Genomic DNA, 11,708 nt, shown 5'->3' with positions numbered 1-11,708 from the left:
GGGGCGGGGGGTCCGGGGGGCGAGCGGATCGCCCCCCGGGGTGGATGGGCCGACGGCTTAGTAGCCGGCCCCCTCCAATACGTCGGTTGCAATCGCCTGAGCTTTGGCGAGCGCTTCGTCGGCGGTCTGCTGTCCGGCCAGCGCGGCCGAGAACTCCTGCCCGATGTCTGTGCCCATACCGGCCCACTCGGGGATCGCCGCGAACTGGATGCCGACATAGGGCACGGGGTCCACGGTCGGGTTCATCGGGTCAGCCGACAGGATCGAGTCCAGCGTCATCTTCGCGAAGGGTACTTCGATGTAGTTGGGGTTCTCGTAGAGCGAGGTCCGCGCGCCCGGAGGTACGTTGGCCCAGCCTTCGTTCTCGGCGACCATCTCGATGTAGTCGGTGCCGGTGGCCCATTCGATGAAGGTCTTGGCGGCCTCGACGTTGTCGGTACCGGCAGGAACGGCCAGCGCCCACGCCCAGAGCCAGTTGGACCGCGGTCCCAGACCATTGTCGGGGGCCAGTGCGAAGCCGACCTTGTCGGCCACGGTCGAATCGGCGGGGTTGGTCACGAAGGACGCCGCAACGGTCGCGTCGATCCACATGCCGCACTTGCCCTGCTGGAACAGCGACAGGTTCTCGTTGAAGCCGTTGTTCGAGGCACCCGGAGGGCCCGCATCGTTCATCAGGTCGATGTAGAAGTTCAGCGTGTTGGACCAGGCTTCGCTGTCATACTGCGGGACCCAGTTCTCGTCGACGATGCGCGCCCCGAAGGAGTTCGACATCGACGTCAGGAAGGCCGCGTTCTCGCCCCAGCCGGCCTTGCCGCGCAGGCAGACGCCGTAGATCTCGTTGTCCTTGTCGGTCATGGCGCGGGCGGCCTCGCCGATGAACTCCCAGCTCGGGGCATCGGGCATTTCAAGGCCGGCAGCTTCCATCAGGTCGGTGCGGTACATGACCATCGAAGATTCGCCGTAGAACGGTGCCGCATAAAGCGTGCCGTCATAGCTCAATCCGCCGCGCATGGCGGGCAGAATGTCATCGGCGTTGTATTCGGCCGACAGATCGTCGAGCGGCACAAGCCAGTCGTTGGCCCCCCAGATCGGCGTCTCGTACATGCCGATGGTCATGACGTCGAACTGACCGCCGTTGGTGGTGATGTCTGTGGTGACGCGCTGACGCAGCACGTTCTCCTCCAAGGTCACCCATTCGACTTCGATGCCGGTCTCTTCGGTGAACTTGTCGGTGTAGCCCTGCATGCGGATCATGTCGCCGTTGTTGACGGTCGCGACGGTGATCGATTCCGCGTGGGCGTCGGCGAAGGCACTGCCCGCCGTAACGAGCGACAGTGCGGTGGCCGCACGAAGTGCGTTGGAAATGGACATCCTGATCCTCCCTGAATTGGATGTTGCCATTTCAGGCTAGCGTCAAAGATGCCGCCCGGTCAACTGTTTTTTAACGCGCGTAAAGAATTGGTGCTCAGGCAGAGTCGCGCAGGATCAGGTGACCCTCGATGCGCAGGCTTCGCCAGGGGCCGGAATTTCCGTCGATCGCCTGGAACAGGGATTCCACCGCGTGTTGCGATACCGCGTTGTAATCATGGGAAATCGTGGTCAGCGGCGGGCAGGTATAGCGCGAGTGGGGGTGCCCGTCCTGCCCGGCCACGCGGAGCACACAATCCGGCTTGCGCCCCACGCGCACGCCCTGCTCGTAACAGGCGGTCAACAGGCCGATCGCCAGCCGGTCGTTGCTGCACAGAACGGTATTCGTCGCGAATCCTCCACCGGACAGGGCCGCGTGACCGCCCCTGAGGCCGATCTCCTCGAAGGCCCAGCCCTCGCCCTCGACCGAGATGACGTGGGGCGTGTGGCCAAAGCGCTCCATGGCATCAAGGTAGGCGTGGCGTCTGCGGTGCGCGTTCGGGTTGGCGGGGGTCTTCATCTCGAAGAAGCACGGCGGCTCTCCGGTGCGGCACAGGTAATCGGTGATGTGGGAGGTAAACTGGAAATTGTCGGACCCGACAAAGCCCAGCCCCAGCTCGTCCACGCTGCTGTCGAACAGAACGGTCGGCACGGTGTCACAGAACCGGCTGATCGCATCCCGGTCCGAGGCGCGGCCAAGCGGAGCCAGAAGAACGCCCGCCGGCTTCATCGAAACAAGTGTCTCAAGGATTTCGACTTCAAGGCGCGGATCGCCGTAGCAACTGAACAAGGAGGGGCGATAACCGGCGTCGATGACGCGCTGCTCGATGGTGCGCGCGATTTCGGCGAAGAACGGATCGGCCAGAAAGGGCACCACGATCCCGACGTTCCGCGTCAGCTTCCTGTTCTGGTTCACCGCGTAGATGTTCGGGCGGTAGTCGTATTTCTTCAACGCCGCCTCGATCCGTTTGCGCGTGGAGTTTCGGACGCTGTCCGGATCGTTAAAATACTTGGACACGGTCGGGCGCGAGATGCCGCTGGCCGTGGCAAAATCTTCCATTGTGCGGATGGTCTGATGGGTCAACTGGCCCCCCTTTTACGATACACGGCCGATCCCGACATACGACGCGCGCGATCGAAAGCTTCCTTGGGCATCAGGGTTTCTTAACGCGCGACAAAAAGCAATGTTTACATATTCAGTCCCGCACCCCTGCCTTTTCTTGCGGCACCCTGCCCAACGCGCTAGCCATTTGCGCAGGAGGAGCGGGCAGGATGGCGATCAACTTTCGACAGACGGAAATCCTCGAACTGATCCGCCGTGACGGGCGGGTGACGGTCGACGATCTGTCGCAACGGTTCGAGGTGACGGTGCAGACCATCCGCCGCGACCTGTCCGACCTGTCGGCCAGCGGGCGGTTGGAGCGGGTGCACGGCGGCGCGGTCATGCCGTCGGGCGTCTCGAACATTCTCTACGAAGAACGCCGCCGCCTGAACGACGAGGGCAAGCGCGATATCGCGGGCCGCTGCGCGCAGGCGATCCCCGACGGCTCCTCGATCTTCATGGACATTGGCACCAGCACCGAGGCCGTGGCGCTTGAACTGACGCAGCACGAGAACCTGCTGGTCGTGACCAACAACCTCAACGTGGTCAGCATCATGCGCACGAACCCCACCTGCCGCATCATCGTCGCGGGCGGAGAGGTGCGGCGCACCGACAGCGGGATCGTCGGCAGCTTCTCGGCCGACCTGCTGCGCAACTTCAAGTTCGACTATGCCGTGCTGAGCTGTTCGGCGCTGGATGCCGACGGGGAGTTGCTGGATTTCGACCCGCAGGAAACGCTGGTCAGCCAGGTCGCCATTTCCCGCGCCAAGCAGGTGTTCGTCGTGGCCGACCACATGAAGTTCGAGCGCAAGGCCCCGATCCGCATCTGCTCCCTGCGCGACGCGGCCATCTTCTTCACCGATATGCCGCTGCACCCGTCATTGGCCGCGCGCTGCGCCCAGTGGGGCACGAAGGTCAATGTCGTGAGCTCAGGCGACGCCTGAAGGTTCAGGGCGACGAATATGCCTTGGCGCGGATCAGACCGAATGCCAGCGGCACGGACCACGCGGGTCGTCGCAGCGGTTTACGGAACGGTAGGGTCTGTCTGAGGGGAGTGGCGCGATAATTTCCAATTCACCGGCTCACGAAGGTTTCATCATAAGGCACACCGGCCCTGTGAATTTCCGACACAAGCCATGAAACGGAATATCCCGTGTATTCCATGAGCTGAATTGGGTCTCTGTCCCGAAAGTGTATCCAGTACTCTCTTACGTCGGCTTCATCGTACTGCGCGGTCGTCCGAAATTCTACTTTTAATATGTTCGCCAGATTTGATACGAACCCAACTTCGGGCCCAAATGAGTGGTCAGGGACTTTCCATAGTAATTCTTCCGAGGTCAGGCGGAAGTGCCATTCCCCGGATTTTCCAGTGGAGCGGATTGCAAAGATAACTGTCTTGATGAGATAGTAGGCTCCAGTCCCAATCAGAACCATGCCGACAAAAGTCCAGCCGTCCCACTTTTCTGCGAAATCAACTGACAGACCCCAAACAAACGTTTCGGCCATCAAGTACTTACCCAGGAAAACAAGCGCCAAGGCCATGATCGGCAATACGATCATGTATTCAAGATTACGTTTTTGCACTTGCTTTCGAATATCAAATATGGGTTTTGCAGTCATGGGTATCTCATTTGCGAAGTTACCAAACTGACTTTGGCGACAGGAGTAATATGCACTCCGAGAATATTCATACTAAGAAAGCCGTCGGGCAACGACTCACAACCCGGCGAATGAACGAAGCCGCCAAGTGCTGCACCACCGATACACACTTTCCTTGGCTTGACAGACATCCGTACAGCACGCCTGATCCTGTCAGATAGGGCGCGGGGGAGGCATTTACGTCATGATAAGGCGCTCGACAAGATAAGTCATCTACAATGGCCTATAATCTGATTTATGTAATATACCTGAATTGCCAATGTCCGCTGCGCGACCATTTAAGGCTGCCGTGCTTGTATCCAGTTTACTGTAAGCCCAAAGCAATTTCTACAGGAGTCGAGCGATGCAGATTCTATCCGCGATTGACGGTGCGGTCGTCCTTTACACATTGGGGATCTACGCGGCCATTGTTGTGAGCCCCGGCCCCAGTTTTGCGTTGGTGTCCCGTCTCGCTCTTCAAGGCGAACGCCGCAGGTGTAGTGGAGCGATTGTGGGGCTCGCGATTGCAGCGACGTTTTATGCGCTTTTGGCAATGGTCGGGTTGGCGGCCATTTTGAGCCAGATTGGCTGGCTCGCCCGGACCGTGCAGATTCTAGGTGGCTTGTACCTTGTGTATTTGGGAATAACCGCTTGGAAAAGTTCGGTAAAGGCCGGTGCCGGCCAAGCTCCTCATCCAGGCAAGGATCGGAGCTTTTACCAAGGTCTTCGCGTCGGTCTGCTGGTGAATTTGTCCAATCCCAAGGCCATCGCGTTTTTTGTAAGCCTCTATGCGGTTGTTGTTCCGATTGACGCGCATTGGACAACGCGCGCTTGTATTCTGGCCGGTGGTGCGCTGATGGAACTGGCTTGGTACTGGCTCGTCGGAAAAACGCTTACGCGTCGTGTGTTTCGGGCATTTTACGTGGCCTGGGCCCGTTGGATAGAACGGGTCCTTGGCACTGTTCTGATCTTCTTCGGAGGCCGCCTGATCTTGTCAAAATGACAGATCAGGCTGGAACCCGACAAAATCGGGGTCTGTTTCAAACCGCCCCCGGTGACAGCGCGCCCTGAACGGTCTGCGACAAGGCCTGCAACTGCCCGGACAACGGCGTCGTGCCGCGCCAGACCATGCCGATGGTGCGTTGCGGCGTGTTGCGCGTGAACCGTCCGATCGCCACGGGTGCCGACCGGGTTTCGGTGGGGACCGCCATGTCCGGGATCAACGTGACCCCGATGCCCGCGCCGACCATCTGCACCAAGGTCGAAAGCGATGACCCGTCCAGCCCGTGCCGCGGGCGGTTCGTCGGCAGGTTGCAGAACGACAGCGCCTGATCGCGGAAGCAGTGCCCCTCCTCCAGCAGCAGCAGGCGCATGGTGTGCAATTGTTCGGGGTCGGGCATCGGGCGCGCGCCGTCGGCCTCGGGGCGGACCAGGACGAAATCCTCGGTGAACAGCGGCACCTCGGTCAGCGACGGCTCCGACACCGGGAGTGCGACGATGGCCGTGTCCAACCGCCCGTCAGCCAGTTCGTCCAGAAGCTTGGGCGTGATCGTCTCGCGGATATCCAGGTCCAGCCCCGGATAGGCGTTCGCGAGACACTGAATCAGCGGCGGCAGCAGGTAAGGCGCGACCGTGGGAATCACGCCCAGCCGCAGGCGCCCCGAAAGCTGCCCCTGCGACACGCGGGCCAGGTCGCCCAGATCATCGACGCTGCGCAGGATGTCGCGCGCGCGCCCCGCAAAAGTCTCGCCGAAGGCCGTCAGCCGCACCTGCCGGGGGGACCGTTCGAACAGCGTGGCCCCCAGCATCATCTCCAACTCCTTGATCTGGATCGACAGGGCCGGTTGCGAGATCGAGGAGGCCTCGGCCGCGCGTCCGAAATGGCCGTGCCGGGCCAGCGCCTCAAAATAGCGGAGCTGTTTGACGGTGATGTTGATCATAAGCTGAAATTATCGCCGGGATAGGTAAATGCAACTTATATCTATCGTTTCGACCTGTTAGAATGATTCCAGTATTACCACGGGAGATGATATCATGATGGACGGAAGCGACAGCACCGGCAAATGCCCGGTCATCCACGGCGCGACGCTGCACACCCTGAACCGGGGCCGGTCGAACCGCGACTGGTGGCCCAACCAGCTGAACCTCAAGATCCTGGCGCAGAACGGCCCACAGGTTGATCCCCTTGGCGAGGCGTTTGATTACGCCGAGGAGTTCAAGAAGCTGGACCTGAAGGCCCTGAAGAAGGACCTGGCCGACCTGATGACCGACAGTCAGGATTGGTGGCCCGCCGACTACGGGCACTACGGCCCCTTCTTCGTGCGCATGGCGTGGCACAGCGCGGGAACCTATCGCACCGCCGACGGGCGTGGCGGCTCCACCAGCGGATCGCAGCGGTTCGCGCCGCTCAACTCCTGGCCCGACAACGGCAACCTGGACAAGGCGCGCCGCCTGCTGTGGCCGATCAAGCAGAAGTACGGCAACCAGATCAGCTGGGCCGACCTGATGATCCTGGCCGGCAACGTCGGGATGGAGACCATGGGCCTCAAGATGTTCGGCTTCGGCGGCGGTCGTGCCGACATCTGGGAGCCGGAGGAAGACATCTACTGGGGCATGGAAGACGAATGGCTGGAAGCCTCGGGCGGGCCGAACACCCGCTATGACACGGGCGAGGACGGCAAGGGCCGGTTCCTTGAGAACCCGCTGGCCGCCGTGCAGATGGGCCTGATTTACGTCAACCCGGAAGGCCCGGACGGCAACCCCGATCCGCAGGCCTCGGCCTATGACATCCGCGACACGTTCGGCCGTATGGCGATGAACGACGAAGAAACCGTCGCGCTGGTGGCGGGCGGTCACACCTTCGGCAAGGCGCATGGCGCAGGCGACCCCGCGCTGATGGGCCCCGAGCCCGAAGGCTCCCCGATCGAGGCGCAGGGCCTTGGCTGGAAGAACGGATTCGAGACCGGCATGGGGGCTCACACGACCACCTCCGGCATCGAAGGCGCGTGGAAGCCGAACCCGACCACATGGGACATGGGCTATCTCCAGACGCTGCTGGGCAACGAGTGGGAGCTGACCAAGTCCCCCGCCGGCGCGCACCAGTGGAAGCCCGTGGGCGACGCCATGGCCGACACCGTCGTCGATGCGCACGATCCGTCCAAGCGACACCAGCCGATGATGACCACCGCCGATATGGCGCTGAAGGTCGACCCGGATTACCGCAAGATCTCGGAAGACTACCTGGCCAACCCCGACAAGTTCGCCGATGCCTATACCCGCGCCTGGTTCAAGCTGACCCACCGCGACATGGGGCCGAAGGTTCTGTACCTGGGCGACGAGGTCCCGGCCGAGGATCTGATCTGGCAGGACCCGATCCCCGCCAACGGCAACCCCGACCTGTCGGACACCGACATCGCGGAGTTGAAGGCGCAGATCCTCGCCTCGGGTCATTCCATCGGAGAGTTGGTAAACGCCGCCTGGGCCGCCGCCGCATCGTTCCGCGGGTCGGACAAGCGGGGCGGGGCCAATGGTGCCCGCGTGCGTCTGGCCCCCCAGAAAGACTGGGAGGCGAACCAGCCCGAGGTTCTGGCAAAGGTTCTGTCCACGCTGGACGGCATCAAGTCGGGCTTTGAAAAGGTCGTGTCGATGGCCGACCTGATCGTTCTGGCCGGCACCGCCGCCGTCGAGAAGGCCGCCCATGACGCGGGTCACAAGATCGACGTGCCCTTCCTGCCCGGTCGCGGCGATGCCACCGCCGAGCAGACCGACGGCGAAAGCTTCGAGCCGCTGGAGCCGCATGTCGATGGCTTCCGCAACTTCCAGAGCCGCGAGTTCAAGGTCTCGGCCGAGGAACTGCTGGTCGACCGGGCGCAGCTTCTGACGCTGACGGCACCGGAGATGACGGTGCTGGTCGGCGGTCTGCGCGCGCTGGACGCCAACACCGGCGGCACCAAGCACGGTGTCCTGACCGACCGTCCGGGCCAGTTGACCAACGACTTCTTCCTGAACCTGTTGTCGATGAACACCGAATGGCGCCCCGCCAGCGAGGAGGCCGACACCTTCGACGGCTTCGACCGCAAGACGGGCGAGAAGCGCTGGACCGGGACGCGGGTCGACCTGGTGTTCGGCTCCCACTCGGTGCTGCGCGCCATCGCGGAGGTCTACGCCCAGTCCGACTCGGGCGAGAAGTTCGTCCGCGACTTCGTAAAGGCCTGGGTCAAGGTGATGAACCTCGACCGCTTCGACGCGAAGTAACCCCCCTGCCCCGCAGGAGACGCGAACGCCCCGACCGAAAGGCCGGGGCGTTTTGCGTTCAGACCATTTCCTCGGGAATGCCCGGCAGGCTGCGCCCGAACCGGCGCGCCGGACCCGAAGCATAGGGCAGAATGAACCCGCGCCGATCCTCGGGGGGGCGACGGATATTCTGGCGCGCGCGGGCCCGCCACGCGGCCACGGCGGTTTCCGGGTCCGAGAAGTCCGAGGGCACCGGCCCGCCCAGCCACTGCGCGAAACACTGGCCCCGCAGGTCCAGAACCGCGGCCTCGTCCTCCAGCATCACACCGGCCTCGGTGTCCCAGTTCAAGCTGCGCCCATTCAGGTTGGCCGAAGAGACGATGGCCGCGCGGGTGTCGAATATCGACACTTTTGAATGAAGATAGATCAGCGGCGCACCATAGATCGTGGCCCGGCTGCGCGTGCTTGCCTTGCGGTGCTGCCCGGGGCTGCCGAAGAAGACCCGGTCCCCGAACCCACGCATCAGGATGTCGATGCACTTGGCCTGAAGGTATTCGCCATACCGCGCATCGCGTCCGCCGCTGTTTTCAAAGGCCACGTCATCAGGTGCCGCCGGCAGGACCACGATCAGGTTCAGCCCCGGTTCGGCCCCCGCGCGCCGCGCCAAAGTGCGGGCCAGGGTCGTGTCGCGCATGAACTGGGTTTCGAGATAGATAAGCTTGCTGGATTGCTCCACCTGCGCGCTGTGCGCCTGCGCGAGCTCGGCCAGGACCGGCAACGGCGACAACAACAGGGCGGGTCGCCGCCGTGCGCGCGAAATCGTCCGCAGAAGGCCGGGTGCCTCGGGCGGCGCGGCGCCGTGGGTGACCGCGCGAAAGCTGCGCAGATGCGCCTGCGCCGCTTTTCCGACCGGCCCGTGGATCAGAACCTGCGTATCGTGCCAGGTTTCCTCGGCCGGGCGATCGTGTTCAGCGGTGTCGAACCGCCGGTTGTTCAGGTCCAGACCCCCGATATAGACCCCCTGCCCGTCCACGACGGCAAGTTTCTGGTGGTGCGTCACGGGTGCCAGTCGGGGCAGCGACTGTCGCATCGAAACCATCCCCGATCCGTCCCGGCGCAGCAGCCCGCGCAGCAGCGGCAGTTCGGACAGCGTGCGGTCGCGGGCCGCCGGGGTCTTGGCGTTCAACTCCGCCACCGTCCGCTTCAGGTATCCGCGCGCGCGCGGCCACAACAGCAGCGACGGCAGGAAACCGACGCGCGCCGGGTGCAGCGACGCCTGCGCCTGCAACAGGTCCGGCCGGCCCGACACCTCCCCTGCGGCCAGCAACTGGCGGACGCAGCGGGTCGCGCGTTGGTGGTAGTCGGGGCGCACGATCGGGTCGAAATCGCTGATCACGATATCCATCGCCACCCCGCGCGACAGCGTGTGCGCCACCAGGTCAAACCAGTCGGATCCGATGGCACGCGCTTCGGGCGAATGAAGCGTGGTGCGCGGATCGAAGATGCGGAAACCCATCGAGACCCGTTCGCGCGCACCCAGAACAAGACGCTCGAAGGCGGGATAGGCCCTGTCGGCGGTCAACAGCGCGACGACTTCGGTCGCATCCGACATCAGAAGTCGCCCGGTGGCGGCGCAAACTCGGACGCGGTGAACGTCACCGTCACGGCATAGCTCGCGGCGCGCTCCTCCATCTCGACCTTTGCCCCCAGCTGGGTCGCAAAGGCCTGGATCAACTTGCGCCCCATGCCCCGCGGCTGTTTGGCGGACGTTCCCTTGGGCCGCGCCACGTTCTCGGCGCGGAATTCGCACATCCAGTTTTCACCCTGCTTCAGCGAGACGTTGATCCAGCGCGGCCCCCCCGCATCCTGCCGCGATGGCATATGCTTGAGCGCGTTGATCACCGTCTCGGATGCCAGCAGCGACATCGGGACAGCCTGATCTGGGTACAACCAGATGTCCTCGACATCCATATTCACCTGCAAATCCTGCATGTCGGGCGTCAATTCGACGGTCTTGCCCATGACTTCCCGGATCAGGTGGCCCACGTCCACCAGCCCCGTTTCGTTTGTCTGGTACAAATCCCGGTGGATCGTCGCCATCGACAGCACCCGGTCCTGCGTCTGCCGCAGGGCCTGCTTAGCTTCGGGCGAGGATGCGTTGCGGATCTGCATGTTGATGATCGAGGAGATCAACTGAAGGTTGTTCTTCACCCGGTGGTGGATTTCCTTCACCAGAACCGATTTTTCACGCACCGCGTTTTCAAGGCTGGCCTCGTCCTGGATCAGGACTTCGGTCATCCGCAGGAACGCGCGCTGAATGCGGCGAATTTCGGTGGGCGGGTTCATGCTGAGGTCTTCCGACGGAAGCCGGCGCGCCGCGGTGAACAGGGCCATCTGCCGCCCCAGCAACTGAAGGTGCCGCGTGACCAGCCGGTGCACCGCGAACAGCGCCACCGCCAGACCGGCCAGCCACATCAGCGCCGGGAACAGCGCGGTAATGATCTCACCGCGCGTCTGCCGGGCCATAGTGGCTGAACTGTCCCAGACCCCAAGGGCATAGGCCAACCCCGGTTCGATGGCCGAGACGGTATAGATCCGTTCGTGCTCCGCCGTGTCTTCCAGTTTCAGCGCGGGCGCGTCACCGGCCACCAGGTCGGTCAGCGACAGGTCGCGCGGCAAAAGACCTTTGGCCGCGTCGATCGGACCCAGCGAGGTCAGCACCTCGCCCTCATTGTTAAAGGTAACCAATTCAAGCAGCGCGCTGCTCAACTCCCCCTGCTCGGGCGCGTGCAGTTTCGAGTGGGGCACCGAAATCGTCATCTGGCCAAGAAAAGTACCCGCCTCGTTGAACACGGGTGTGTAGATGATCAGGATCGACGTCTGGCTGACCTCCCCGTCCGGGTCCATCACGACGGCGGGTTGTTGGCGTTCCAGCCGTTCCATGACGCTGTCGTTGTGGGTCATGTCCAACTCGCGCCCGGCCGAGGAGCAATTGATCGACGCATCGGGCTTCACGAACCCGGCAAAGCTGAACCGGTCAGATTGCGCCACGAAGTCGGTCATCACCCGGCTGCAGGCAACCGGGTCATCCATCAGGTCGGGAAGCGTCACCGAGAACGCGGCCGCCGCCCCCCGCGCAAGGCGCAGGGCCTGGCGTTCGCGGGCGACGGACTGCTCGGTCAGGGACAAGAGCGCCAGTTCGGCATTGGCTTCGGTCGTGCGCGCAACGCTGAGGGTTTGCATCACCGCGACGAATCCGATGGGGAACAGCGCAACAGACAAAAGCGCCGCCATGCGAAAGCGGAGACTTCTGTACCAAGGATCAGGA

The 11,708-nt window shown here is 63.1% G+C and carries 9 protein-coding genes; 3 read left to right on the top strand and 6 right to left on the bottom strand.

Annotation, left to right across the window (positions count from 1 at the left end):
• Positions 1 to 57 precede the first annotated feature (57 nt).
• Together BLV27_RS17525 and BLV27_RS17520 are read right to left on the bottom strand one after the other, a co-directional pair.
• The gene (locus tag BLV27_RS17525; protein WP_092647793.1) at positions 58 to 1,371 is read right to left on the bottom strand and encodes an ABC transporter substrate-binding protein; all 1,314 of its coding nucleotides are present in this window, start codon (positions 1,369 to 1,371) and stop codon (positions 58 to 60) included.
• A gap of 94 nt (positions 1,372 to 1,465) precedes the next feature.
• Entirely contained in the window at positions 1,466 to 2,491 is a 1,026-nt protein-coding gene (locus BLV27_RS17520; protein WP_170831506.1) for a LacI family DNA-binding transcriptional regulator, read from the bottom strand.
• Between the two features lie 188 nt (positions 2,492 to 2,679).
• On the opposite strand from BLV27_RS17520, the gene BLV27_RS17515 reads away from it, so the two are divergent.
• The gene (locus BLV27_RS17515) at positions 2,680 to 3,453 is read left to right on the top strand and encodes a DeoR/GlpR family DNA-binding transcription regulator (protein WP_092647792.1); all 774 of its coding nucleotides are present in this window, start codon (positions 2,680 to 2,682) and stop codon (positions 3,451 to 3,453) included.
• 130 nt (positions 3,454 to 3,583) lie between these two features.
• Here BLV27_RS17515 and BLV27_RS17510 read toward each other — a convergent pair whose 3' ends face one another.
• Entirely contained in the window at positions 3,584 to 4,129 is a 546-nt protein-coding gene (locus BLV27_RS17510; protein ID WP_092647791.1) for a hypothetical protein, read from the bottom strand.
• A gap of 427 nt (positions 4,130 to 4,556) precedes the next feature.
• Between BLV27_RS17510 and BLV27_RS17505 the strand changes: the two genes are divergently transcribed.
• Positions 4,557 to 5,150, top strand: a complete 594-nt coding sequence (locus BLV27_RS17505; protein WP_244504739.1) for a LysE family translocator — start codon at positions 4,557 to 4,559, stop codon at positions 5,148 to 5,150.
• A gap of 37 nt (positions 5,151 to 5,187) precedes the next feature.
• Here BLV27_RS17505 and BLV27_RS17500 read toward each other — a convergent pair whose 3' ends face one another.
• The gene (locus BLV27_RS17500) at positions 5,188 to 6,087 is read right to left on the bottom strand and encodes a hydrogen peroxide-inducible genes activator (protein WP_092647789.1); all 900 of its coding nucleotides are present in this window, start codon (positions 6,085 to 6,087) and stop codon (positions 5,188 to 5,190) included.
• A 97-nt stretch (positions 6,088 to 6,184) separates the two neighbouring features.
• Between BLV27_RS17500 and katG the strand changes: the two genes are divergently transcribed.
• The gene (gene katG / locus BLV27_RS17495; RefSeq protein WP_092647788.1) at positions 6,185 to 8,401 is read left to right on the top strand and encodes a catalase/peroxidase HPI; all 2,217 of its coding nucleotides are present in this window, start codon (positions 6,185 to 6,187) and stop codon (positions 8,399 to 8,401) included.
• 58 nt (positions 8,402 to 8,459) lie between these two features.
• Here the strand turns inward: katG and BLV27_RS17490 are convergent, their stop codons facing one another.
• Both BLV27_RS17490 and BLV27_RS17485 read right to left on the bottom strand, forming a co-directional pair.
• Positions 8,460 to 9,992, bottom strand: a complete 1,533-nt coding sequence (locus BLV27_RS17490) for a phospholipase D-like domain-containing protein (RefSeq protein ID WP_092647787.1) — start codon at positions 9,990 to 9,992, stop codon at positions 8,460 to 8,462.
• Positions 9,992 to 11,674, bottom strand: coding sequence for a sensor histidine kinase (locus BLV27_RS17485; protein WP_092647786.1), 1,683 nt, complete (start codon positions 11,672 to 11,674; stop codon positions 9,992 to 9,994). The genes BLV27_RS17490 and BLV27_RS17485 overlap by 1 nt, the downstream gene beginning before the upstream one ends.
• Positions 11,675 to 11,708 lie beyond the last annotated feature (34 nt).

This window comes from Jannaschia faecimaris, from assembly GCF_900107415.1.
Taxonomy (GTDB): domain Bacteria; phylum Pseudomonadota; class Alphaproteobacteria; order Rhodobacterales; family Rhodobacteraceae; genus Jannaschia; species Jannaschia faecimaris.
The sequence above is the reverse complement of the archived record's forward strand: the minus strand, read 5'-3'. Positions and strand labels throughout refer to the sequence as shown.